The organism is Caballeronia sp. LZ029, from assembly GCF_031451275.1.
Lineage (GTDB): Bacteria > Pseudomonadota > Gammaproteobacteria > Burkholderiales > Burkholderiaceae > Caballeronia > Caballeronia jiangsuensis.
The window spans coordinates 1515401-1538954 of record NZ_JARUXO010000004.1; the positions used below are offsets into that span (position 1 = coordinate 1515401).

Genomic DNA, 23554 nt, shown 5'->3' on the forward strand with positions numbered 1-23554 from the left:
AGCTTTCCCCAGCCTAAGCACTTCACACCGGCCGCGGCACAGGCGATTGGCTGAATGGCCCGGCAGTAGCGAGTGCCCCCACAAGCAGACAAGGGCTTGGACCGCGCACGGTCTGACAAGCCATATCCCCAAGCGCGCTGGTTCAGCACCAAATAGCTCCGTCCCGCTACGCGGCCGATGGGTCAATCGGGTTTGCGCGCGCTTCTTCGACGGTTTCCCTCGCATACCCGACGGCAGCGCGTAGCGCTGTGCCGAAGCTATTTGATGCTGAACCAGCGCCCTAAAACTTCTAGCTCGTCAGACCGTGCGCGAGCCAAGCCCGATTGGTCCTTCGAGGGCGACACTTAGGCGAGTGCCACGGGCGGCTGGCAAGCATGGCCAAACTGCGTGTGACCGCGGGCTTAAACGAGCTGCTTTCTTTGGTTACTTTCTTTGCAGCAGCAAAGAAAGTGACCCCCGCCCCGGGGAGGGGCAGTGCTAATAGACCGACGCGAAAACGGGATCCGACGAAAACAAAAACAAACCTTCAAAACCCCAAATACTGCCGAACCGCCGGCAACCCATCCTTCCCATCAACAGTCTTGACGCCTGCAAGCCAGGCATCCAACACCTGCGGATTCTTCTTGAGATAAGCCTTCGCCGCCTCAGCAGGCCGTTCCTTATTCATGACCGGCTGCATCAGCCGATTCTCCAGATCCGTCGTAAAGCGCAGATTGGAAACGAACTTCCCCGCATTAGGACATCGCGTCAGGAAATCCGTATTCGTCAGCGTATAGACCCGTGCCTCGCCATAATTCGGCCCGAACACCTCATCGCCGCCAGAGAGATAGTTGATCTTCATCTGAATGTTCATCGGATGCGGCTCCCAGCCGAGAAACACAACAGGTTTCTTTTCGCGGATCGCGCGCTCGACCGTCACCAGCATCCCCGCCTCGCTCGACTGCACCAGCTTGAATCCGCCAAGTCCGAACTGGTTGGTGTCGATCATCTTCTGGATCTTCGCGTTCGCGCTGCTGCCAGGCTCGATGCCGTAGATCGTCCCGCCCAGCTCATCGCGATGTTTCGCGATATCCGCAAACGTCTTGATGCCCGCGTCATACGCATACGAAGGCACCGCGAGCGTCGCCTTCGCGCCCGACAGATTCGGCGGTTCGAGCTTCTCGATGCTCTTCGCTTCGAGGAACGGCTCGACCGCCTTCTGCTGCACCGGCCACCAGTAACCAAGCGACACGTCGATCTGCTTGCTCTTCAGGCCCGCGAGCGAAATCGGCACCGATGCGACCGTGGTCCGCGGCGCATAGCCGAGTCCCTCGAAGACGACCGATGCGAGCGCCGTCGTCGACGTGATGTCGGTCCAGCCGATATCGACGAAGCGCACCGTGCGGCAACTCGCATCCTCCGCACGCACAACCGGCGCGACGGCGAACGCCGCGCCCGCGGCGGCGACCAGCAAAGTGCAAATCAGGCGTTGTGTCATGACGAGCCTTCCATTGAGGGTTGAATCGATGCGCCGGTTCGAGTGCCGGCGTGCATCAAAAGTACCGCCGCATAAAGGCGCCCGAACGCCCGCCTGCGACCGTGACTTGACCGCTTGCGACCTCTCCGCACATTGCCGTGGCGAATGCTCGTTCGCGCGACGCGCCTGCTCATATCCGGCGATTTCACACCATAGTGTTAACGCGCATTGAAACGATGAGTCTGGAATGAATACGCGCTTATTCGCGCCATTGAGCATCGGAAAACACGTCCGACCCGCTTGTGCAAGGGCAATCTTTGCCGAAACGCCACGGTCTCTGTGGTTGGTCGCACATAGCAAGGATTTCTAACCGGGTAATGTGCCGGCAAAGGGCTATGCTCGGCTCGGCGATGGCTCGGCCATAGGAAATGGAGAGGTTTCCTGCGACGCCGCCGAACACAGCTGTTTACTACACGCTTCCAAATCAAAGGTGCCTGGAAAATGGACCGTCAAGACGCCATCCGAGAGAGCGCGCGGCTGTACGCGCGCGAACCGCTCTTCTCGCCTTCCGCCGACCAGATTTCCGCATCGCGCATGACGGCCTTCACGGAGGCCTTCCAGAAAGCGACCGGCGAGCATTTCGCCGACTATTCGGCATTGCATGTCTATTCAGCCCGTGAATATCGGCAATTCTGGAAATGCTTTCTCGAATCGGCGCACGGACTCGAATGGTCGGGATCGGATGAACCGGTCTGCATCGGCAATCAATGCGAAACCGCACGGTTTTTCCCCAACGTCGAACTGAATTACGCAGAAAATCTGCTCGGCAAACGCATTGCGCCCGATGACGCCCCCGCCATCACATCGTGTTTCGCCGATGGCCGCCGCGTCACGTACACGCGCGGCGAGTTGCGCGAGCGCGTCGTGCGCCTCGCGCAGGCGCTCTCCGAACTCGGCCTCAAGCCCGGCGACCGTGTGGTCGCGATCATGCGCAACGACTGCGAGGCGATCACCGCGGCGCTCGCCGTGACCGCGCTCGGCGCAACGCTCTCGACGGCCGCGCCGGAAAACGGCGTGCAGGCGATTCTCGATCGCTTCGCGCCGCTCGACCCGACGATGATGTTCGCACACACGATGCAGCGCCCGTTCGATACCGGCGGCTCGCTCTCGGGACACGTCGCCGCGGTGGCCGCGCAACTTCCGACGCTCACGGACATCGTCTGCCTCGACGATACGGAACTGCCGAGCACGGTGACGCAGCGTCATCACGATTTGAACGCGCTGATCGTGAGCGGCGACGCGATGCGTTTCGCGTGGACGCGCTTCCCGTTCAATCATCCGCTCTTCATCATGTTTTCGTCGGGCACGACGGGCAAGCCGAAATGCATCGTGCACGGCGCGGGCGGCACGCTGCTCGAACACGTGAAGGAGCATCGGCTGCACAGCGACTTCGGTCCCGGCGACAAGCTCTTCTTCCATACGAGCTGCTCGTGGATGATGTGGAACTGGCAGATGTCGGTGCTCGCGTCGGGCGTCGAGATCGTTACCTACGACGGTCCCGTCGCCGCCGTCGATACGCTCTGGCGCCTCGTCGCCCGCGAGCGCGCGACCGTCTTCGGCACGAGTTCCGCCTATCTGAAGATGAGCGAGGATGCGGGCATCGAGCCCGCCGCGCAGTTCGATCTGTCCGCGCTGCGCGGCATGATGTCGACCGGCGCCGTGCTCTACGATTCGCAGTTCCAGTGGGTCTACGACCACGTGAAGCAGTTGCAGTTGCAATCGATTTCGGGCGGCACGGACATCATCGGCTGCTTCGTGCTCGGCAACCCGAATCTGCCCGTCTATGCGGGCGAGGCGCAGTGCAAGAGCCTCGGCCTCGACGTGCAGGCGTTCGATCAGGGCGCGAGCACGATCATGCCGGGCGAGCTCGTCTGCACGAATCCGTTTCCGTCGCGGCCGCTCGGTTTCTTCGGCGACGACGACGGCTCGCGCTTTCACAAGGCGTATTTCGCCGCCAACGAAGGCGTGTGGACGCACGGCGACGTGATCGAGTTCTCGCCGGAAGGCTCCGCGCGCCTGCACGGCCGCAGCGACGGCGTGCTCAACGTGCGCGGCATCAACGTGAGCCCGGGCGAGATCTATCGAATCCTGAGCGAGATTCACGAAATCCGTCATGCGATGGTCGTCGCCCAGACCGGCGCCAACGCGGGCGATGCAGGCCAGCGCATCGTGCTCCTGCTCGTGCTGCGGCCGGGCGAGCAACTGAATGCGGCGCTCGCCGCACGCGTGCGCCGCGAACTCACGCGCCAGGGTTCCGCCGCGCTCGTGCCCGACGTGATCGTGAAGGTCGATGGCCTGCCCGTCACGCACAACAACAAGCCTTCGGAAGCCGCCGCGCGCGATGCGGTCAACGGCCTGCCCGCGCGCAACGTGTCGTCGCTGGCCAATCCCGAGTGTCTCGATCAGATTCGCGAGCATCCGTCGCTCACGCGCGTGAAGCGCGATCTGCCCGCGCCGGGCGAATCGGCCGAGGCTATCGAAGCGTATCTGTGCGCGCTCTGGGAGCAGCATTTCAGCTTCTCGCCGATCGGCCGCGACGACAATTTCTTCGAACTGGGCGGCCATTCGCTGCTCGCCGCGCGTATGCTCGCCGACGTGCAGCGCGCGACCGGCCGCACGCTGCCGCTTTCGACGATGATCGTCGCGCCGACCATCGCGCGCCTCGCATCCGTTCTCGCCGCCGATCCGGACACGCGCGCCGGAGACTCGACCCTCGTGCAGATGCGCGCGGGCAGCGGGCGTCCGCTCTTCATGCTGCACAGCATCACCGGTTCGGTGATGGAGTGCCTGACGCTCGCCGGCATGCTGCAAAACGAACGGCCTGTCTACGGCCTCCAGGCGCTCGGCCTCGACGGCGACGAAGCCCCGCAGCACAGCGTCGAGGCGATGGCGCGCGGCTACGTGCTGCGCATGCGCGAAGTGCAGCCGAGCGGGCCGTATGCGCTCGTCGGCTATTCGTTCGGCGGTCTGGTTGCGTTCGAGATCGCGCAGCAGCTTGTCGCGGCGGGCGAGAAGATCGAGATGCTTTGCCTGCTCGATACTTACGTTCACACGCGCTGCCTGCCCTTCTCGCAATGGACGCGCTATCAGGCGGCCGTGGTCGTGGACCGGCTGCGCGAATTGCGCGCGCTTGAAGCGAGCGAGCGTCTTGGCTACATGCGCGGCAAGGCGGCGGTGATCACCGACCGCATGCGCATGCGCATGGGCAAGCAGGCGCACAAGCCCGCGCCCGAAGCGGCCGGCCTGCCGCCCGTGCTCCAGCGCGTGCGCGAATCGATGCGCGTCGCGATGTCCACCTACAAGCCGCGCCGCTACGAAGGCGGCCCGATCGTCTACGTGCGCGCGAGCCTGCTCGACAACTCGCGCAGCGATCCGCTGCCGGTCTGGCAGCGCGTCGCGAAGCACGGCCTGCAGGTCATGCAGATCGACGGCAGGCACACCGATCTCGTCGTCGAGCCGCAACTCGCCAACGTCGCGCGGACGCTCACGAACGCGCTCTCCAGCGCCTGACCCCGCATCGATGTCAGTATCGAATCCGGCCGCCCTACGGGGCGCGCCGGATTGCGCGCGCCTTTTGCGCTTGTTAATGTGGACGGCTTGCTCATCGACCCGGCCTTATCGATCGATCCGATGTCCGCTCCCCACGACTTCCATTTCCTTCTGCTGCCCGAATTCTCGTCGATCGGATTCATGTCCGCGATCGAGCCGCTGCGAGTCGCCAATCGCTTCGCGGGCGACCTGTATCGCTGGCATATCCTCACGGTCGATGGCGGGCCCGTCGCCGCGAGCAACGGCATCACGCTCAATGCCGAATGCGCGTTCGATCAGGTCAGCGACGCGCGCACCGTGTTCGTCGTGTCGGGATTCGAACCGCTCTCGGGCTACACGCGCGCGATCGGCGACTGGCTGAAGCGGCTCGATCGCGCGGGCGCGACGCTCGGCGGCATCGATACCGGCAGCTTCATCCTCGCCGAAGCGGGGCTGCTCGCGGGCAAGCGCGCGACGCTGCATTGGGAAGCGGCGGCGGCGTTCAGCGAACGCTATCCGGCCATCGAGACGAGTCAGGAGCTCTTCGAAATCGACACCCGGAGGATCACGTGCGCGGGCGGCACGGCCTCCATCGATCTGATGCTCGACGTGATCGCACGCGAGCACGGCGCGAGCCTCGCCGCGAAAGTGTCGGAGCAGTTCGTGCTGGGGCGCATCAGGCAGCGCTCGGATCATCAGCGTCTGCAGATCGCGGCGCGCTACGGCATCCACAATCGCAAGCTGATCCAGGTGATCGAGCTGATGGAACAGCATATGGAAGAGCCGCTGTCGCCCGACGCGCTCGCCGAATCCATCGGCGTCACGCGGCGTCAGCTCGAACGGCTCTTCTGCTCGTCATTGAAAGACACGCCGACGCATTTCTATCTCGGCCTGCGCCTCACGCGTGCGCGCGAACTGCTTCAGCAGACCGACATGTCGATTCTCGCCGTCTGCGTCGCGTGCGGCTTCGAATCGCCGTCGCACTTTTCGCGCACGTATCGCGCGCGCTTTCACACGAGCCCGAGGCAGGACCGCAGCGCATTGCGCACCGTCCTGCCCGCGCGGCTCGCCGCGGCCTAGAAGGAGTGCCGCATGCCGACACGCACATCGGCCTGCGTATTCGATGACGACGGCGTGAAGCTGTAGCCGATCACCGCATCGATCGGACCGGACGCGCGCAGATAGTCGCCGGACACGTAGAGGTCGGTGCGCTTCGAGAGCAGATAGTGCAGGCCGAGCGAGCCCTGATTCCAGTGATTGCCTTCGAAGCGCGTGTGCTGATAGCCGCCGTAGAGACTCAGGTCGGGCATGAAGCTATATGACGCGCCGCCTTCGTACACCTGCATGTGCGAGGTCTGACCGAGACCCTTGATGGTCGTGTACGTGAAGTTGCCCGACAGCATCAGGTTGCCGATGGTCCACGCCGCGCCCACCGCGAACGCGCCTTGCTTATCGACGGGGAACGGATTCGCGCTGTAGAGATCGGTGACTGCGCCCGTCGTCGGATCGACGGAGACGGTCGGCTGGCCGAGGAACGTGCGCGCGCCGATCATCGCGTAGGGATCGAACGCATAGATGCCGTTCGGATTGTTGAGCTGGGTGTACGCCGCGCCGACATTGAAGGTGTTCGCGGCATAGTGCGCGCCCACGCTCCACGCGCTGTTGCGATGGAAGTTGCCCGCCTGATTGCCGAACGAATACATGCCGCCGAACGTGAAGCCGCCGAAGTCGTTCGACAGGAACTTGATCGAGTTCGGCAGACGGTCGCCGTTCATGCGGTCGAAGTCGCCCTGGTGAATCGCGTAGCCGCTCGCCCACGCCGAGATGTTGTAGAGATAGACGAACTCTTCGGTCATGTCGAGCTGGTTGCCGAGCGACACCGTGCCCCAGTGGTTCTTCAGGCCGACATACGCCTGCCGGCCGAACTCCGCGCCGCCGAATCCGAGCTGGCCATTGCCGAGATGAAAGCCCGACTCCAGCACGAAGACCGCCTGCAAGCCGCCGCCCAGATCCTCCGTGCCGCGAAAGCCGATGCGGTTGCCGTAGGAGATGCCGTCGTCGAACTTGACGACGTGCGAGCCGCCGGTGTTGCTCACCCAGGTGACGCCCGCGTCGAGAATGCCATAGAGCGTCACGCTGCTTTGCGCATGCGCCGCCATCGGCACGCTCGCCGTGCCCGCTGCGAACGCGAGGCCTGCAATCTTCGCGGCATGTCCTTTTCTCATGTGCTCGTCCTTTGCTCGTCTTGATCGATATTGCGTTGGAAAAAGCGATGCCCTGCCTCGCGCGCGCGGCGAGAGGACAATGCGCCAGGCTGACTTTGCCGGGAACTGCGGATGGCTGACTTCGAGTCGCTATCGGACGCGAAGAAACACGCTTGCGTCGACGTTGTTAAAAATAAGGCCCCATATATGTCGCGGCTCGACCCGTTGCGACGCAAATCTGTCCAGTTGCGACCAATGCAATGCAACGCTTCACGTCGATATAACGACTTCGATTAAGACATGCCCGATAGGCATGGCGGGGCGTGGCTTCCATACTTCCGAATCTGTAAAAAAGCTGCATCTCGCTCGTGCCGCTTCGGCAACCGATTCCGCCGAAGACCGAACACGCCATCTTTATTTCGTTCGCAGACCTGTCTGCCTTCGCAAGCACCATGACGCATAAAACCGCCTCGCCGTCTTCACCTCTCGTCACTGTCGTCATTCCCGCGTTCAATGCGGAAGCCTTCATCGGCGAAGCAATCGCCTCGATCCAGGAGCAGACTCTCGAAGACTGGGAGCTCATCGTCGTGGACGATGGTTCGGCCGATCACACCCTGTCCGCCGCACGCCAGGCCGCCGGCGACGACCGGCGCGTTCGCCTCATCCGCTTCGACCGGAACCAGGGCATCAGCACCGCGTCGAACGCCGGTTTCGACGCGGCGCGCGGCCACTTCATCGCTCGTCTGGATTCGGACGACAGAGCGCTCCCGCACAGGCTGGCCACTCAGGTCGCCGCCTTCAGGGGAAACGATCGTCTCGCGGCGGCAGGGTCGCACGCGCGCATATTCGGCGATGTTCCGGACGGCATCGCGCTTTGCGCGCTCGGGGACGGCAACATCAAGGCGCGCCTCCTCGACGGCCTGAACACCATCAGCGGGGGCACGCTCATGCTGCGGCGCGCCTTCATTCGCAAACATGACGTCCGGTTCGACGACCACATCCCAAGCGCCGAAGACCTGCACTATCTCACCTCGATCATGGCGGCGGGCGGCGAGCTCGCCAATGTCGATCAGGTTCTCACCGAGCACCGGTCCCACCGCGCCAGCTTCACCAACAGCCAGCGAGACATAGCAGGGCCGTGGCTGCAAACGGCCCGGCGCCGGCTCGTGTCGCTCTGGTATCCCGGCCTCGATGCGCACGATGTCGAAAACATCGTCATCCCGTTCCTCACGGTCTATCCGGGCTCCACCGACGCCTTCTTCACCATCGTGCGGGCAGTCGACAAGCTCGTGGTCGCGAAGCCCGAAGACTTCGGACAGGACACGTCCATCGTCCACGAGATACTCATCGATCGTCTGGGCAAAATGGCCGACATCTATCGCGACAACGAACTCATCGACGCGTCGCATGTGCGGGTCATCCGCCACTTCGTTTCCCCCACGACCCGCGCCGCGTTCGACCACTTCGACATCTAGGCGGACGCTTCTCCTTCACTTCACGCCGAGCGCGGTCTGAACGGCTGCGAGGCCGTTTCCGCCGCTCGCCGTGGTCACACCGTCGAGCCACGACTTCAGCAGTTCCGGATGCCGCTTCAGCGCATCCGTCGCGGCTGCATCGACATTCGTCTTCTTCTCCAGCACCTCGGTGATCACGCCGTTTTCCAGATCGACGTTGAACGCCATCTGCCTGAACAGCCGGCCCACGTTGGGGCATTGCTGCTCGTAACCGCTGCGCGCAACGGTATTGACCGTCGCGCCGCCGTAGTTCGGGCCGAAGTATTTGTCGCCGCCGTCGAGATAGGCCAGCTTGAACTTCGTGTTCATCAGGTGCGGCTCCCACGCGAGAAACACGATCCACTTCTTGTCGCGCACGGCCCGCTCCACTTGCGTGAGCATCGCGGTCTCGCTCGACTCGACCAGCTTCCAGTCGCCGAGGCCGAAGGCCTTGTCATCGACCATGTGCTTGATGTTCTGATTCGCGGGCGCGCCCGGCTCGATGCCGTAGATGCGGTTATCGAACTTGTCGGCGTTCTTCGCGAGGTCCGCGAACGAGTGCACGCCGGCCGCCGCCACATAGTCCGGCACCGCGAGCGTGAACTTCGCGTTGGATAGATTCGGGCGCACCACGTCGATGGATTTCTCCTCGAAGAACGGCTTCACGAGCGGCGCCTGAGCGGGCATCCAGTTGCCGAGAAAGACATCGATCTGCCCTTTCTTCATGCCCTGATACGTGATCGGCACCGACAGGTTCGCGACGTTCTGCCGATAGCCCAGCGCCTTGAGCACGATGCCGCTCATCGCGTTGGTCGCGTCGATGTCGGTCCAGCCGGGCCCCGCCATGCGCACCTGCGTGCAGGCCTGCGGCTCGGCGGCGAATGCATGAGACGCCACGCACGCCAGCGCGGCGGCGAAGAGCGCATGAATGAAGCCCTTTTTCATGGTGCGTTCCTGTCGGATATGGGGATGATGAAAGTGGGAATCGCGTCTCGCGTCGTCAGTGCTCGACGGCGGGAAAACGCGCCATCGCTTCGAGATCGTCGAGATCGATGTGATTGCGCATATAGCGCTGGCTCGCATCGACATGCGGCTGCCAGTCCCATGACTGAATCGTGCCGCGTGTCGTCGCCGCGAAATGGAAATGACGGCGACGCTGGCTCTTCAGTACGTCCTGATGCAACGCGTCGAGATTCCAGCGGCGCGCGATTTCCGCGCGGAATTCGGCCACTTGCGCGGCGTGCCGTTCATCGCCCACGAGATTTTCGCGCTCGAACGGGTCCGCCTTCACATCGAAAAGCTGGTCGGGATCGACGCTCGTGTGGATGAACTTGAAGCGTCCGCGCCGGATCATCACGACCGGCGCGATCGCGCCTTCCGCGAGATATTCGCCGATCGCTTCGTCATGGCCGCCCGTCGCGCGCAGATGCGGCACGAGGCTCTGACCGTCGATGTTGTCGGGCCATGATTGCGGCGCTTCTCCACGTGCGAATTCGACGAGCGTCGGCAGTACGTCGAGATGCGAGACCGAGTCGGGCACGCGGCGCGCGCCGAACTGCTTGGGCGCATGCACGATCAGCGGCACGCGGCAGCCGCCTTCGAAGAACGTCATCTTGTACCAGAGGCCGCGCTCGCCGAGCATCTCGCCGTGATCCGACGTGACGACGATGATCGTGTCGTCCGCGAGGCCGGCCTGCTCCAGCGCCTCGAGAATCGACGCGAATTGATCGTCGACATAGGACACCGCGCCGTAATATGCGCGACGCGCGTTGCGGATCTGCCGCTCGGTCGGTGGCGTGCGGTCCGCTTCGTACACGTGACGCAGCCGCTTCGAATGCGGATCGCATGCATCGAGCGAATCGCGATACGAAGGCATGTCGATGTCCTCGTCGGCGTACATGTCCCAGTACTTGCGCGGAATCGCATACGGATCGTGCGGATGCGTGAGCGACGCGACCATCATGAAAGGCCGCGCGTCCCTGCCTGCATTGCGCTCGCGTGCGATATCGAAGAGCTTCTGACGCGTGGTGAACGTCACTTCATCGTCGAAGTCGAGCTGATTGGTGCGCACGCACGGCCCCGCATCGATGACGGAGCTCATGTTGTGATACCACGTCGGGCGCGCATCGGGATTTTGCCAGTCGGGTGTCCAGCCGAAATCGGCGGGATAGATATCGGTCGTGAGACGCTCCTCGAAGCCGTGCAACTGATCCGCGCCGCAGAAATGCATCTTGCCCGAGAGAATCGTGCGATAGCCCTCGGCGCGCAGATAATGCGCAAAGGTCAGCGTTTCGGAGGGAAATTCGGCGGCGTTGTCGTATGCGCCAATGTTCGATGGCAGCTTGCCCGCGAGCAGGGAGAAGCGCGATGGCGCGCACAATGGGCTCGCGCAATACGCGGATTCGAACACGACGCCTTCTCGCGCGAGCGCATCGATGCGCGGCGTCTTCGTCACACGGTTGCCGTATGCGGAGAGCGCGAAGGGCGTGAGTTGATCGGCCATCAGCACAAGGATATTTTGTTTCGTCTCAAGCATGAATGCGTGCCTCGAATAGAATCTTTGATTGAGCGTTCAGCGTCACTATTGCCGTTCAGATTGCAACTGTGAAGACGGCATTTCGTTATGCGCATATAAGGAGCACTTATGCCGCGGCCGGACCGCCTGCCACCGATGCAGGCGCTATCGATGTTCGAATCCGCCGCGCGCCTCGCGAGCTTCACGGCCGCGGCGCGCGAACTCGGCTCGACGCAACCCGCCGTGAGCCAGCGCGTTGTGCAGCTCGAAGAATCGCTCGGCGCGCCGCTCTTCGAGCGCGGGCATCGCGGCGTCACGCTCACGGAAGACGGCGCGCGTTTGTTCGATGCGGTGCGTCAGGGCCTCGATCTCATTCGCGCGGCCACGTCGGATATCCGCTCACGTCACGCGCAGCGCACGCTTACGCTCTCGACGGACTTCGGCTTCGCCACTTACTGGCTGATGCCGCGCCTGCCGCAATTCAAGGCGCTGATGCCGGATGTCGATGTGAAGATCATCACGTCGCAGAGCCTGCCGAGCGCATCGGGCGATCATGCGGATGTGGTCATCGTATTCGGCGATACGCAGGCCGATTGGGGCACGAAGAGCGCCGTCAAGCTCTTTGCGGAGCGCGTGATGCCGGTGTGCAGCCCCGCGCTGATCGCAGGCAGAAGCACGCCTGTTTCGCCTGCCGATCTGCTCGGACTGCCGCTGCTGCATCTCGAACCGACCTTCCCAGAACGCTGGCTATCTTGGAGCGCCTGGTTCGAGGCGCAAGGCCTCGCCGCGCCGCCGACGCACGGTGGCTTCACGTTCAACAGCTATGCGCTCGTCGCGCACGCGGCGGTTATGGGCCAGGGCGTCGCGCTCGGCTGGGCGCCGCTCATCGATGAACTCATCGCGACGGGCCAGCTCGTCGCGCTCTGCGATGCCCCGCTCGTCACCGATCGCGGCTACGTGCTCGTCACGCCGCGCGAGCCGACTGCGGCCGTGCGCGCGTTCAGCGAGTGGCTGCTCGACGAATGCGACATCGCCGGCTGACGCTTTCGTACTATCTGCGCGGCGGTTCGCTTCTATCCCGGATGTGCTCGCGTTTGCTCTACTAGCGCGTACGCTCGCCGCATTTCGTGGCGCTGCAACCATTCGAATGTGGAGCACGCATGGCAGCCGATTCCCGCTTTGATCAACTGGTGCTTACCGTTTCGTGCCCGAGCGCGGCGGGGCAGGTGGCCGCCATCGTCGGTTTTCTGGAGCGGCATCACGGCTATATCGATGAATTCACGGTCTTCGACGACGATCTGTCGGAACGCTTTTTCGTGCGTTGCGTGTTTCATGGTGCGCGACCCGAAGAGACGCTCGATCTCGCAATGCTGAAACAGGAATTCGAGCCGATCGCCGGACGCTTCTCGATGACCTGGGCGATGCACGATCTCGCCGTGCGGCCGAAGGTGCTTCTCATGGTGTCGAAGCTGGAGCACTGTCTCGCTGACTTGCTGTTCCGCTGGCGCATGGGCGAGCTGAAGATGGATATCGTCGGGATTGGGTCGAATCATACCGATCTCGCTCATCTTGCCGAGCAGCATGGCTTGCCGTTTCATCATCTGCCGATCACCGCCGATACCAAGGCGCAGCAGGAAGCGCGTTTGCTCGATCTGTTCGAGACTTCAGGCGCCGAGTTGATGGTGCTTGCGCGTTATATGCAGATTCTTTCTGGTGAGACGAGTCGTAAGCTCGCTGGGCGTGCGATCAATATCCATCATTCGTTTTTGCCGGGGTTCAAGGGTGCGAAGCCTTATCATCAGGCGCATACGCGCGGGGTCAAGTTGATTGGCGCGACCGCGCATTTCGTTACCGATGATCTCGATGAAGGACCGATCATCGAGCAGGAAGTCGAGCGGGTCGATCACTCTTATGGGCCAGAGCGGTTGTTGGCTACCGGGCGGGATGTGGAGTGCATTACGCTGGCGCGGGCCGTTAAGGCGTTTATCGAGCGGCGCGTGTTTATCAATGGGGAACGGACTGTGGTTTTGCGATAGGTTTTGTGTTTTGCTTGCTTGCTTGCGTGTTTGTGGAATCCTGTTTTCGCGTCGGTCTATTTGCTCTGCCCCTCCCCGGGGCGGGGGTCACTTTCTTTGCTGCTGCAAAGAAAGTAACCAAAGAAACAGCTATCCCCAGCCTAAGCACTTCACACCGGCCGCGGCACAGACGATTGGCCTAATGGCCCGGCAGTAGCGAGTGCCCCCACAAGCAGACAAAGACTTGGACCGCGCACGGTCTGACTCACCGCACCGCATAACACACTGGTTCAGCACCAAATAGCTCCGGCCCGCTTCGCGGCCGATGGGTCAATCGGGTGCGCGTGGGCTTCTTCTTCGGTTTCCCTCGCATACCCGACGGCAGCGCGTAGCGCTGTGCCGAAGCTCTTTGGTGCTGAACCAGCGCCCTAAAACTTCTAGCTTGTCAGACCGTGCGCGATCCAAGCCCGATTGGGCCTCTGAGGGCGACACTTAGGCGAGTGCCACTTCCGGCTGGCAAGTGTGGCCAAACTGCGTGTGACCGCGGGCGGTGAGAAGCTGTTTCTTTGGTTACTTTCTTTGCAGCAGCAAAGAAAGTGACTGCCGCCCCGCACAGGGGCAGAGCTAATAGACCACTAAGAAATCGGGATCCAGCGACAAAAAAAAAGCGCCGCAGGAAACCTCCCCACGGCGCTCAGCGTTGCCCAACGCTCAAACCCGATCACTTGGTCCAGCTATCCACCCGATCCCCATGCGCGCTGATCCACGCATCCGCAGCCGCCTGCGGCTTCTCTCCATTCTGCGTCGCAAGCATCACACTATCGATCTCGCCCGGCTTCCACTGAAACTTCTTCAAAAACGCAACCACCTGCGGCGCCTTCTTCTCAAGCTCCGGATTGATCACGTTATCCACGTGCTCCGACTCGCCAAAAACCTTCTTCGGATCTTCGAGGAACTTCAGCTTGTACTTCGCGAACATCCAGTGCGGCTTCCAGCCCGTCACGATGATCGGCTTGTTGGCCGCCTCCGAACGCGCCAGTTCCGCCGTCATCGCCGAACCCGAACTCGGCAGCAGCTTGTAGTCGAGGTTGTAGGCCTTGATCGCCTCGCTCGTCTTCTGCATCACGCCCGCGCCCGCGTCGATGCCGACGATGCGCGAATCGAATTCCGTCTTCTTCGCTTCGAGATCCGACAGGCTGTTGACGTCGACATTCTCCGGCACGATCAGGCCGATCTTCGCGTCCTGAAAGTTCGGACCGAGATTCACGACCTTCGCCTTGAAGTTGTTCCAGTACGCGCCATGCGTGACCGGCAGCCACGCCGAGAGCGTCGCATCCAGATCGCCGCGCGCCACGCCCTGCCACATCACGCCAGCCGCAACCGGCACGAGCTGCACCGGATAACCCAGCTTCTTTTCGATAACCCGTGCAGCGACATTCGACGTCGCCACGCTATCGTCCCAGCCCTCGACGTAACCGATTTTGATCGTCGGCTTATCTGCGGCGCTTGCCATAAAGCTCGTGGCGAGAGCGGCGGTCATCGCCCCAAGCACGAGCATTCTTCTCATCGGTTTCATTTGGTTTCCCCTTAGCGGCCCCACGCCGTCTAGCGAACAGAATCACCAGCCAGAATTAGCCCGTAACGCACTTTTCCGACACTCAGTTGTCAAGAAACGACTCATCCCATCCGGGTCGCCCGAGGACTTTATTTGTCGACGACGAGATCACTCAAAGGCTTGCTGCAGCACAGCAGCACCATGCCCTGATCGATCTCGCGCTGACGAATGCCTCCCGCATGCTTCATGCTCACTTCGCCCGATACGAGCTTCACCTTGCAGGTGCCGCACATGCCCTGCGTGCACGACGAAGGCAAACGCACGCCCGCCTTCTTCGCGGCATCGAGAACGTGCTCGCCGCTACCGCATTCGATATCGCGCCGGCTCTTCGCGAAGTTCACCTTGAACTTCGTTTCGATCAACGGTTCCGCCACCGGCTCTACGATCGGCTCGATCGGCTCGATCGGCGCCGGTTCGAAACCGATCGCTTCCTCACGCGCTTCGACGAAATCCGTCTGTGTCGCGAGCGCATCGGCGACATGCGCAGTCGTCAGTTCCGCTGCGACTTCCTCGACGACGCCGAACGAGAAGCTTTCCTCGTGATAATGCTTGCGATCGAAACCGCCTTCGTCGAGCAGATCGCGCACCGCCTTCATGTACGGCGCGGGGCCGCACGTGAAGATTTCGCGGTCGAGAAAGTCCGGCGCGATAAGCTTCAGCAACGGCAGGCTCAGAAAGCCCGTCACGCCCGGCCAGCTCGTGCGCGCGCCGATACGCTCGCACACGAACGACGTACGGAAGTTCTTGTGATTCGACGCGATCAGATCGAGCTCGCGCGCGAAGATGATGTCGTCGGGCGTGCGCGCGCTGTGCACGAACACGATGTCGGCATCGTCGCCAAGCTCGTGATGCGCGCGGCTCATCGACATGAGCGGCGTAACGCCCGAACCCGCCGACAAGAAGAGATACTTGCGCGCCGGATGCCGCGCGCACGTGAATTCGCCCGACGGCCCGAGCACGCGCACGGTCGAGCCCGCGACGACGTTATCGTGCAGCCAGTTCGACACCTTGCCGCCCGGCACGCGCTTCACCGTGATGGAGATCGTGTGCGGGCGCGTCGGCGCGGACGAGATCGTGTAGCAGCGGTTGATCTGCTCGCCGTCGATATCGAGTTCCAGCGTGATGAACTGCCCCGGCTCGAACACGAACGTGCGTTCGCCGGGCGCCTTGAAGAAAAAGCTTTTGACGTCGTGCGTTTCCTGCCGAACGTGACAGCAGACGAGCGTCTCGTCCGTGTCGCAGTCCCAGCGCATGGGCAGCGTTCCCCAGAATTTTGGCTGGGTCACACGGCTTCGGGTCGGCTCGAACGTAGCCTGATCGCGCATCATGTTCTGCTCCTGCTACAACTGCTTTAGCGCATGAAGGAAACGACTTTCTCGCCGTGCGACGCATCGACGCCGTGTACCGGCGTGTCGGCGTAATCGGCAAGACGTCCGATGTACCACTCGCAGAACTTCTCGACGAGTCCTTCCGTGAAGGGCGAATACGGACCCGGCTCGTATGCGTTGCTCGCGACGCCGAGTTGCGAATACTCGACGAGCGTACGGTCCTGATCGTTCGTCGCGCGCCACACGGCCGTGAGGTTGTCGACGTCGTAATCGATGCCCTCGCGCGCATCCTTGTGCACGAGCCATTTCGTGCGCACGAGCGTTTCGCCCGAAGCAAGCGGAAGCACGCAGAACGTCACGATGTGATCGCTCATGAAGTGATGCCATGAGTTCGGCTGCGTCCAGAACGACAGCCCGCCCAGGTCCGCGCGCTCGAAACCGCCGAGCAGCTTCTTCGATGCGACCTTCGCGTCGAGCGTCTGCGATTCGCCTTCACGGTCGAGCGGCAGACGTTGCGTGCGAAAGCCCGTCACGAGATCGGCGAGGCGTTCGATTTCGGCGGACGGCAGGCACATCGCTTCCCATTGCTTCGTGCGCTCTTCGACGGTCTTCTCGAACGCCGCCATGCCTTCTTCGTTGGCGGGCGAGCGCTGATAGCCGAAGCCATACTCATAGAGCGAAATCGTCAGCTCCGGATGGTTCGCGACGCAGTGATAGCACTCGCGATTGTTCTCCATCGTGAGCTTCCAGTTGCCCTTCTCCACGATGTCGATGCTCGCCGCGATCTTGCAGTCCTTGAGGCCATGCGGCGCGAGATACGGCTCCATCGCTTCGCGCATCACGGCGAAGTCGGCGGGCGGCTCGTCGGCGAGGCAGATGAAAATGAGGCCGGCCAGATTCTGCACGTGCACTTTCTTGAGGCTGTGCTTGCAGCGGTCGAACTGGTCGCCCATGTGCTCGGCGAACATCAGATCGCCGGAAAGGTTATACGTCCAGCTGTGATACGGGCACACGATATTGCCGAGCGAACCCTTCTCCTGATTGCACAGGCGCGCGCCGCGATGACGGCACACGTTATAGAAGGCGCGGATTTCCATGTCGTCGTCGCGCACGATCAGGATCGAATCGTTGCCGATCTCGACCGTGGTGTAATCGCCCGGTTCGGGAATGTCCGGCTCGATGGCGACCTGAATCCAGGTCTTGCGGAAAATGGCGTCGAGGTCGAGCGCGTGAATCTCTTCGCTCGTATAGAACGGCGCCTCGAGCGTGTGGCCCTTTTTGCGGCGTTCGATCAAAGCGCGAACGTCTGCCGAAACTTTCATCGTGTGCTCCGTTTTGCGTCACGTCTGGTGCCCCGCCAAACACCTTTGAACGCGGGCTGCTGCTTTCGTATGTGGGTCGCCCGGTCGGGCCGGAAATCAATAATCGACGAGTTGATGCTCGCGCAAATACGCCAGAATCACTTGTGCTTTTTCGACGGAACTCCCTTCAATTACGACGCTGCCGCCGCGGCTTTCCGTCGTCGTCGCGCCGAGCATCCGCGCGTGGCCCGAGCGCTTCTCGGGCGCGGCCAGTTTCTTCGGCTTCGCCGTGATCGGGCCGATGCTCCACGCCGTGCTTTCCCGGTCGACAGGCGCGCTCGCCGCGACCGGCGCGACGTGGCCTTCACGCATGCGCGCGTACGCATAGCGCGGCGCCGCATTGGCGAGCGGATGCACCGCGACGAGCGCGGGCAGCGGCGCCCGCACGCGGCGGCGCAAGCCCTTCGGCATGAACTGCCGCACCTCGACGCCCTCCTTCGTCACGCTCACATCGACGGCCGCGCCGACGAGCGGAACGTTCAGCGCATCCGCGAGCTTGTACGGCAGCGTGCCGCTGTCGAATGCGCCTTCGGCGCGCGTTCCGGTGAACACGAGGTCGTAACCCGCGAGCCTTGCCGCAAGCGCCGCGCACGCGTCGCCTTGCGTATTGAGCACTTCGACTTTCGGCGCGCCGAGCGCGAGATATTCGGCGAGCGCCGGATTCGCGGGATCGCCCGCGTGCAGCACGTCGAGCTGCGCGCGCTGCGCTTTTGCGATGTCGATGGCGATCGCAAGCGCCGCCGCATCGTTGCGGCTATAGCGCGCCGTGCCGCTTACGGGATGGCGGCCGGTGGAAACCAGAACGGCGATCTTCATGCTGCGACTCCTTCGGCGACGTGCGCGGTCTGTACGATCGATGTGCCGTTGGCACGCGCGGCGCGTGCGGCGGCGGCGGCATCGCTCAGCGCCTTGATCGTTTCCTGCGTGTCCGCGACGATCGTGAGATTCGCGCGCTTGGCAATCGGCGCGCTCGCATCGAGATTCACGGCGATCACGTGACGACAATCCTTGATGCCCTGCAAATGCTGCACGGCGCCCGAAATGCCGAACGCGATATATACGCTCGCCTCGACGGTCTTGCCGGTTGCGCCGATCTGCTTGTCGCGCGTGAACTTGCCATCGTCGACGGCCACACGGCTCGCGCCGATCGCCGCGCCCAGCGTGCCCGCGAGCGCTTCGAACGCGGCGATGTCGGACACGCCGTTGCCCGCCGACACGATGAAGTCCGCCTCTTCCAGCGCGACCTGCGCGGCATCCATTTCCTCGATGCCGAGATCGACATAAGCGCTTACTTTCGATGCCGGCACGATGCCTTCCGGACTCACCGCCTCGCCCGCGCCGACGAAGGGCAGCTTCGCATCGACGGCATTGGCTGCGAGCAAAACCACATCGGGCAAGGCACGCGATGCGAGCGCGCGGCCCGCATGTGCATACGATGCGACATGCGCCGCATCGAGTTCGACGACCTGCGTCGCGATCGACGCATCGGCGCGCGCGGCGTAGCGACGGCCGAGATCGCCGTCGCCGGTTGCGTTGTCGGGCATGAAGATATGCGCCGGCGCGAAAGCCGCGACGCATGCCGTCAACGCGCGCACTTCTTCATCGGGCGCGTAATTGCGCCGGTCGAACGCGGGCAGCGCGACATGACGATCCGCGCCCAGCGCCGCGGCATCGTCCTTGAATTCGCCGAACGCGATCAGCACGACTTCGGTCTGATCGTCGGCGAGCAAGGCGGCGGCGGCCAGCGCCTGGCGCGCGTGATCGTCGAGCGCGCCGCGATCCGTATGCGCCGCGACGAGCAGCGAGCGCGTCGCGGGCTTTGTCGTGCGGCGCGGCTTCGCCGCTTCCTTGTGACCGCCGTGCGCGAAATCCAGCACGATGCCGTTGCCGACCTCGCCGAGCGTGATGCGCTTCAGCCCGGCCGACGTGACGATGAAAGGCCGGCGCGGATCGATTCGTTTGATGTCGTTCATGGCTTCACTCCAGCGCTGCGGCGACGAGTTCCGCCACGTCGAGCACTTCGGGACGAGGACCGACCACGCCTTCCAGCATCGCGGTGCATTGCGGGCAACCGACCGCGACCACTTCGGCGCCGACCGATCGTGCATCGGCGATGCGGATATCGGGAATGCGCTGCTTGCCGGGGATATCCGTCAGCGGCGCGCCGCCGCCACCGCCGCAGCAGCGCGCGCGCATGCCATGACGTTCCATCTCGACCACCTTGATGCCGATGGTCTTCAACAGCTTGCGCGGCGCTTCCGTTTCGCCGTTATAGCGTCCGAGATAGCACGGATCGTGATACGTGATCTTCTTGTCCGCGAGCACGGCGGCGGCCTTCGGCGACAGCTTGCCGCTCTCGACCAGCTCGGCCATGAACGCGGTGTGATGCTGCACTTCGTAATAGCCGCCGAGCGCGCGATATTCGTTGCGCAGGCTATGCAGCACGTGCGGATCGGCGGTGACGATGCGACGGAACTGATACTGCGAAAGCGTGTTCATCAGCTTCGACGCGCATTGCTGGAAGGTCGCTTCGTCGCCGAGACGGCGCGCCGTGTCGCCGGTATCCGTTTCGACGCCGCCGAGCACCGCGTAATCGACGCCCGCCTTGTTCATCACCTTCGCCAGCGCGCGCAGCGTGCGTTGATAGCGCATGTCGAACGCGCCTTCGCCGGCGATCAGCAGCACATCCACGGGACGGCCCGGTTGCGCGACCTGGACTTGCAGATCCACCGACCAGTCGTAGCGCGCGCCGATGTCGTAGCCGTTCTGGCTGCCCGTCTCGCGCAGATTCGAGAGCGTGATAGGACCCTTGCCCGGCACGATGCCCTCGACCAGCGTCTGATTGCGGCGCATATCGACGATCGCATCGACGTGCTCGATCAGCATCGGGCACTCCTGCACGCAGGCGCGGCATGTCGTGCAGGACCAGATCGTGTCCGCTTCGATCATCTGCGAGATGAGCGGCTTGGCGGGACCGCCGGTGTGCCTGCCGACGGGAATGCCCGGCGTCGGGCTGCCCGCGTATTGCGAGTCCGAACCGCCGACCATGCCGACGACCAGATCCTGAATCAGCTTCTTCGGATTGAGCGGCTGACCCGATGCGAACGCGGGACACGCGGCTTCGCACTTGCCGCATTGCACGCAGGCATCGAAGCTCAACAACTGATTCCAGCGAAACTCGACCGGCTTGCCGACGCCGTATTCCTTCGCATCGAGCACGGGCTTTTTCAGGGCGGTCGGCGGCACGACTTCATGCTCGGTCTTCGTCCTGAAGCGTTCCTGGCGCGGATGGAATGCGAGATGCAGCAGACCGGCCATCGCGTGCTTCATCGGGCCGCCTTGCGCTGCACCGAAGGTCATCGTGTAGGCGCCTGCCGCGATCAGCAATGCCACGATGATCGCGAGCGATCCCGACATCCACGAAGCGGGCAGCAGCATGAACAGCGCGAGACCCACGGCGAACGAGCCGAGCAACAGCGGCAGGCTGTCCCACGGTCCGCGCGACAGACGCGCGGGCACGTCCTTCGCACGACGACGCCGGTACACGAACACCGCGCCGACCAGCATGATGATCGCCGCGATGAAGATCGCGCGGTCGAGCCAGACGGAGTAGATCGCGAGACCGTAGTTGATGAAGACAAGCGCCATCGCGAGGATCGCGCCGCCGGCGGTCGCGACGTGCGTCTTCGCGATATACGGGTCACGCGCGACCACATGATGCAGATCGACGAAATAGCGCTTCGGGATGGTGAGCAGATTCGCCCATCCGTATGCGCCGGCCGTCGTCGCGCGGCCTTCGCGCCAGTAAGCTGCGCGCTTGAGCAAGGCGAACGCGAGGCCCGCCATCGAAAGCCACAGCAGCGCGGTGATGACAAACACGGGGTTCATCGTCGAATACCTCGTCAGAAGTCTTTGCAGAGGCGCAGCGAATCGTAGATCGCGCTGTGAATGTTGTGCATCGAGATGCAGTCGCCGACGCGGAACAGCAGGAAGCGTCCGTTGCCGAGCTCTTCGCTCAACGACGACTGCGGTTGCGATGCGAAGAGCGTGTGCACATCGATCTGCCCGCGATTGAGCGACTCGGGCTTGAGCTTCCAGTAGAGCGCGTCGTTCGGCGTGATGCCGTTCTCGATCACGACCTGATCCACCGCGCGCTCTTCCTGCTCTTCCGTGTACTCGTTGCGGATCACGGCGATCTTCTTGCCGTCTTCCTCGTACACCTTGTCGAGCCAGTAGTTCGGCGTGTGAATCACGCCTTGCGCATAGAGACGCCGATAGAAGATCGGGAACGTGGTGCCGCCGGTGTCGTCGGCGACCTTCACGTCCGGCGTGACGATCTCGACGTTATTGCCCTTCGACGCGATGAAGTCCGCGACGCCCGCGCCCGCATGTGTCGACACGCCGTCGTACACGAGCACGTTCTTGCCCGGCTCGACCTTGCCCGAAAGAATGTCCCACGAGCTGACCGCGAGGCCTTGCTCGACGCCCCACGCCGGGACTTGATCCGTGAACGACGAGCCGCCCGTCGCGAGCACGACGATGTCCGGCTTCTCGGCCATGATCATCTTGTCATCGGCTGCGACACCGAGACGGCGATCGACGCCCAGACGCTTCGTTTCCATGTCGAACCAGCGCACGATGCCGGCCATTTGCTCACGCTGCGGCGCCTTGGCGGCGAGCATGATCTGGCCGCCGACGTAATCGTTCTTCTCGAACAACACGACATCGTGGCCACGCGAACGCGCGACGCGCGCCGCTTCCAGGCCTGCGGGGCCCGCGCCGACCACGACGACCTTGCGCTTCGGTCCGCGCGTCTTTTCGATGACATGCGGCATCGTCTCTTCACGCGAGGTCGCCGCGTTCTGCACGCACAGCACGTCGAGCCCGTTGTACTGACGGTCGATGCAATAGTTCGCGCCGACGCACTGCTTGATTTCATCCTCGCGGCCATCGCGAATCTTGATGACCATGTGCGGATCGGCGATCTGCGCGCGCGTCATGCCGACGAGATCGACCATGCCGTTCGCGAGCAGACGCTCGGCCTGACCGGCATCGCGAATGCTTTGCGCATGCATGATCGGCAGCTTCACGACCGACTTGATGCCCGCCGCGAGATGGACGAACGGCTCGGGCGGCAGCGCCATCGGCGGCATGCAGTTGGCGAGCGTGTTATGCGTGTCCGCGCCGGAACCGATCACGCCGACGTAATCGATGAGGCCGCTTTCGGACATCGCCTGCGCGATCTCCTTCAGGTTCTCGTGCGAGAGGCCGTCTTCATGGAACTCGTCGCCGCACATGCGCAGGCCGACGCAGAAGTCCGCGCCCACGGCTTCACGCACGGCGTTCAGCACTTCCTTACCGAAGCGCAAGCGATTCTCCAGAGAGCCGCCCCATTCATCGGTACGAAAGTTCGTGCGCGGGCTCCAGAACTGATCGATCAGATGCTGATGCGCGGCCGAGATCTCGATGCCGTCCATGCCCGCATCCTTCACGCGCTTCGCGGCCGCGGCGAAGTCCTGGATGATGCGCTTGATCTCTTCCACTTCGATGATCTTCGCGTTGCCGCGATGCACCGGCTCGCGCACGCCCGAGGGCGACATCAGATGCGGCCAGTGCTCGCCGTGCCAGGCGGAACGGCGGCCCATGTGCGTCGCCTGGATCATGATGAACGCGCCATGACGATGCATCGCTTCGGCGAGACGCGAGAGCGGATCGATGACTTTGTCGGTCGCGAGGTTCACCGACTTCCACCAGCCTTGCGGGCTGTCGATCGAAACCGGACTCGAACCGCCGCACACGGCGAGGCCGACGCCGCCCTTCGCCTTCTCCTCGTAGTAACGGATATAGCGGTCGCCGGGCAGGCCGCCCGGTTCGGCATAGACCTCCGCGTGCGCGGTGCTGACGATGCGGTTGCGCAGGGTCAGCTTGTTAAGCTGGAGAGGCTTGAAAAGGTTCGGGTAACGCATTGCGATCGACCTC

The 23554-nt window shown here is 63.1% G+C and carries 16 protein-coding genes; 5 read left to right on the top strand and 11 right to left on the bottom strand.

Going from position 1 to position 23554, the window contains the following annotated elements; translation table 11 throughout:
- Positions 1–526 precede the first annotated feature (526 nt).
- On the bottom strand, positions 527–1477 hold the full coding sequence (locus tag QCE73_RS32910; protein ID WP_309885163.1) for a choline ABC transporter substrate-binding protein: 951 nt from the start codon (positions 1475–1477) through the stop codon (positions 527–529).
- A 480-nt stretch (positions 1478–1957) separates the two neighbouring features.
- Here QCE73_RS32910 and QCE73_RS32915 point away from each other — a divergent pair, with 480 nt between their 5' ends.
- Together QCE73_RS32915 and QCE73_RS32920 are read left to right on the top strand one after the other, a co-directional pair.
- Positions 1958–5026, top strand: a complete 3069-nt coding sequence (locus QCE73_RS32915) for an acetoacetate--CoA ligase (RefSeq protein ID WP_309885164.1) — start codon at positions 1958–1960, stop codon at positions 5024–5026.
- Between the two features lie 120 nt (positions 5027–5146).
- Positions 5147–6124, top strand: a complete 978-nt coding sequence (locus QCE73_RS32920) for a GlxA family transcriptional regulator (protein ID WP_035511431.1) — start codon at positions 5147–5149, stop codon at positions 6122–6124.
- Here the strand turns inward: QCE73_RS32920 and QCE73_RS32925 are convergent.
- Positions 6121–7269 (bottom strand): porin, encoded by a 1149-nt coding sequence (locus QCE73_RS32925; protein WP_309885165.1) that lies wholly within the window; start codon positions 7267–7269, stop codon positions 6121–6123. The two genes, QCE73_RS32920 and QCE73_RS32925, sit on opposite strands and share 4 nt — an antisense overlap.
- A 431-nt stretch (positions 7270–7700) precedes the next feature.
- Here QCE73_RS32925 and QCE73_RS32930 point away from each other — a divergent pair, with 431 nt between their 5' ends.
- Positions 7701–8723 carry a glycosyltransferase family 2 protein gene (locus QCE73_RS32930; RefSeq protein WP_309885166.1) on the top strand — a complete coding sequence of 341 codons (1023 nt, stop codon included), beginning with the start codon at positions 7701–7703 and terminating at the stop codon, positions 8721–8723.
- Positions 8724–8738: 15 nt separating this feature from the next.
- On the opposite strand, the gene QCE73_RS32935 is transcribed toward QCE73_RS32930, so the two are convergent.
- Both QCE73_RS32935 and betC read right to left on the bottom strand, forming a co-directional pair.
- A complete protein-coding gene (locus QCE73_RS32935; protein WP_309885167.1) occupies positions 8739–9686 on the bottom strand; it encodes a choline ABC transporter substrate-binding protein in 948 nt (315 codons plus the stop codon).
- 55 nt (positions 9687–9741) lie between these two features.
- Complete coding sequence (gene betC, locus QCE73_RS32940; RefSeq protein ID WP_309885168.1) at positions 9742–11277, bottom strand: choline-sulfatase; 1536 nt, start codon at positions 11275–11277, stop codon at positions 9742–9744.
- Positions 11278–11385: 108 nt separating this feature from the next.
- On the opposite strand from betC, the gene QCE73_RS32945 reads away from it, so the two are divergent.
- Together QCE73_RS32945 and purU are read left to right on the top strand one after the other, a co-directional pair.
- On the top strand, positions 11386–12297 hold the full coding sequence (locus tag QCE73_RS32945; RefSeq protein WP_309885169.1) for a choline sulfate utilization transcriptional regulator: 912 nt from the start codon (positions 11386–11388) through the stop codon (positions 12295–12297).
- Between the two features lie 119 nt (positions 12298–12416).
- Complete coding sequence (gene purU / locus QCE73_RS32950) at positions 12417–13292, top strand: formyltetrahydrofolate deformylase (RefSeq protein ID WP_187605449.1); 876 nt, start codon at positions 12417–12419, stop codon at positions 13290–13292.
- A gap of 700 nt (positions 13293–13992) precedes the next feature.
- On the opposite strand, the gene QCE73_RS32955 is transcribed toward purU, so the two are convergent.
- The 7 genes from QCE73_RS32955 to QCE73_RS32985 all read right to left on the bottom strand — a co-directional run bounded on the left by QCE73_RS32955 (position 13993) and on the right by QCE73_RS32985 (position 23541).
- Positions 13993–14847 (bottom strand): glycine betaine ABC transporter substrate-binding protein, encoded by an 855-nt coding sequence (locus QCE73_RS32955; RefSeq protein ID WP_035502867.1) that lies wholly within the window; start codon positions 14845–14847, stop codon positions 13993–13995.
- Between the two features lie 128 nt (positions 14848–14975).
- Positions 14976–16214: a hybrid-cluster NAD(P)-dependent oxidoreductase gene (locus tag QCE73_RS32960; RefSeq protein WP_035502865.1), complete on the bottom strand. Its 1239-nt coding sequence runs from the start codon at positions 16212–16214 to the stop codon at positions 14976–14978.
- A gap of 23 nt (positions 16215–16237) precedes the next feature.
- Positions 16238–17536 (bottom strand): SRPBCC family protein, encoded by a 1299-nt coding sequence (locus QCE73_RS32965; protein WP_035502864.1) that lies wholly within the window; start codon positions 17534–17536, stop codon positions 16238–16240.
- Between the two features lie 96 nt (positions 17537–17632).
- Positions 17633–18391, bottom strand: coding sequence for a drug:proton antiporter (locus QCE73_RS32970; protein ID WP_035502862.1), 759 nt, complete (start codon positions 18389–18391; stop codon positions 17633–17635).
- A complete protein-coding gene (locus QCE73_RS32975) occupies positions 18388–19548 on the bottom strand; it encodes an electron transfer flavoprotein subunit alpha/FixB family protein (RefSeq protein ID WP_309885170.1) in 1161 nt (386 codons plus the stop codon). Before QCE73_RS32975 ends, QCE73_RS32970 begins: the two co-directional genes overlap by 4 nt.
- A 4-nt stretch (positions 19549–19552) precedes the next feature.
- Positions 19553–21463 carry a (Fe-S)-binding protein gene (locus QCE73_RS32980; protein WP_187605444.1) on the bottom strand — a complete coding sequence of 637 codons (1911 nt, stop codon included), beginning with the start codon at positions 21461–21463 and terminating at the stop codon, positions 19553–19555.
- A gap of 14 nt (positions 21464–21477) precedes the next feature.
- Positions 21478–23541, bottom strand: coding sequence for an NADH:flavin oxidoreductase (locus QCE73_RS32985; RefSeq protein WP_309885171.1), 2064 nt, complete (start codon positions 23539–23541; stop codon positions 21478–21480).
- Positions 23542–23554: the final 13 nt, after the last annotated feature.

What these genes read in the sequence shown, in the direction of transcription:
- QCE73_RS32910 (WP_309885163.1), bottom strand. Translation starts at nt 1,477, where the DNA reads ATGACACAACGCCTGATTTGCACTTTGCTGGTCGCCGCCGCGGGCGCG.
- QCE73_RS32915 (WP_309885164.1), top strand. Translation starts at nt 1,958, where the DNA reads ATGGACCGTCAAGACGCCATCCGAGAGAGCGCGCGGCTGTACGCGCGC.
- QCE73_RS32920 (WP_035511431.1), top strand. Translation starts at nt 5,147, where the DNA reads ATGTCCGCTCCCCACGACTTCCATTTCCTTCTGCTGCCCGAATTCTCG.
- QCE73_RS32925 (WP_309885165.1), bottom strand. Translation starts at nt 7,269, where the DNA reads ATGAGAAAAGGACATGCCGCGAAGATTGCAGGCCTCGCGTTCGCAGCG.
- QCE73_RS32930 (WP_309885166.1), top strand. Translation starts at nt 7,701, where the DNA reads ATGACGCATAAAACCGCCTCGCCGTCTTCACCTCTCGTCACTGTCGTC.
- QCE73_RS32935 (WP_309885167.1), bottom strand. Translation starts at nt 9,686, where the DNA reads ATGAAAAAGGGCTTCATTCATGCGCTCTTCGCCGCCGCGCTGGCGTGC.
- betC (WP_309885168.1), bottom strand. Translation starts at nt 11,277, where the DNA reads ATGCTTGAGACGAAACAAAATATCCTTGTGCTGATGGCCGATCAACTC.
- QCE73_RS32945 (WP_309885169.1), top strand. Translation starts at nt 11,386, where the DNA reads ATGCCGCGGCCGGACCGCCTGCCACCGATGCAGGCGCTATCGATGTTC.
- purU (WP_187605449.1), top strand. Translation starts at nt 12,417, where the DNA reads ATGGCAGCCGATTCCCGCTTTGATCAACTGGTGCTTACCGTTTCGTGC.
- QCE73_RS32955 (WP_035502867.1), bottom strand. Translation starts at nt 14,847, where the DNA reads ATGAAACCGATGAGAAGAATGCTCGTGCTTGGGGCGATGACCGCCGCT.
- QCE73_RS32960 (WP_035502865.1), bottom strand. Translation starts at nt 16,214, where the DNA reads ATGATGCGCGATCAGGCTACGTTCGAGCCGACCCGAAGCCGTGTGACC.
- QCE73_RS32965 (WP_035502864.1), bottom strand. Translation starts at nt 17,536, where the DNA reads ATGAAAGTTTCGGCAGACGTTCGCGCTTTGATCGAACGCCGCAAAAAG.
- QCE73_RS32970 (WP_035502862.1), bottom strand. Translation starts at nt 18,391, where the DNA reads ATGAAGATCGCCGTTCTGGTTTCCACCGGCCGCCATCCCGTAAGCGGC.
- QCE73_RS32975 (WP_309885170.1), bottom strand. Translation starts at nt 19,548, where the DNA reads ATGAACGACATCAAACGAATCGATCCGCGCCGGCCTTTCATCGTCACG.
- QCE73_RS32980 (WP_187605444.1), bottom strand. Translation starts at nt 21,463, where the DNA reads ATGAACCCCGTGTTTGTCATCACCGCGCTGCTGTGGCTTTCGATGGCG.
- QCE73_RS32985 (WP_309885171.1), bottom strand. Translation starts at nt 23,541, where the DNA reads ATGCGTTACCCGAACCTTTTCAAGCCTCTCCAGCTTAACAAGCTGACC.